The 872-nt window shown below is 45.3% G+C and carries 1 protein-coding gene; it reads right to left on the bottom strand.

The features are described from left to right. The coding region (locus Q3C19_RS18275) for an IS66 family transposase (RefSeq protein ID WP_302731289.1) at positions 1 to 852 on the bottom strand (852 nt) is incomplete at its 3' end. Positions 853 to 872: the final 20 nt, after the last annotated feature.

Genomic DNA, 872 nt, shown 5'->3' with positions numbered 1-872 from the left:
GCTGTTCTTTCGTTGGACAGTGATTGGTCTTATCGCTCTTTCAGCCGCCATATTGTCTATTGAGTATTCTCCATCGTTTCTGTAGGCGAAGATCTGATTCCAGAAGTTCTTCAGATACTTAAGGGCCTTGCCCATAAGTTCACTTCGGCTCTCATCCGGATTTGCAAGCAGATCATAAAGTTCCGTCCTTATCTTATCGATGATTTCCGTCGTTTCCTTACTGTTTCTTCTGTGGTAAATCTCGTCTGCGGTAAGTTTTTCCCGGCGGTAAGTATCTTCCATGCCGTATAACTTTCCTATCAGCTCAAGGAAGATTCTTGCCTGCAGGCTTCCCTGGTCGAAGGCATACTTGAACTTAGCCCTTGCATGAGCCAGACAACAGAGATGCTCTATATCCATAAGTTCGTTGTCAAGATACATATATACGTTATAACCGTCACTCTGCAGTGATTTGATTTTTGCATCACCAAGGAACTCCTTCAACACATTTTTGCTCCTTCCTCCATGTTTCTGCAAACCTTCATCGTCCGTTGTGTCCTCATAAAAGAAGATGACAATACGGGCTTTTCTGTTTACCAGACACCACATATAGGTCTTGCGTTTCTTATTGTAAGCGTGGTAACGAAGCCATGTCTCGTCCACATTCACGTTCGCACCGTCCTGAAGGGCAATCTTCTTGAGGGCAGGTATCAGCTTATTGAGTTGCATTGCACCTTTGTCGGCCCAGTTCAGCAGGTTCTGGACAGAAGTGTTCCAGTCCATATCCGACAGACGGTTTTTAGCTTCCCTGTATGCTGGCGTTGACATCTGGAAGCGGTTGAACATAAGATACGAGAGCATGTTTGCCGTAATGCTTGTACCCGGTACAATCC

Origin of the sequence: Bacteroides sp. ET489, from assembly GCF_030518095.1 — a bacterium.
GTDB classification, from domain to species: Bacteria; Bacteroidota; Bacteroidia; order Bacteroidales; family Bacteroidaceae; genus Bacteroides; species Bacteroides ndongoniae.
Note: the sequence above shows the minus strand (reverse complement) of the source record. Positions and strands in the feature narration are given on the sequence as shown.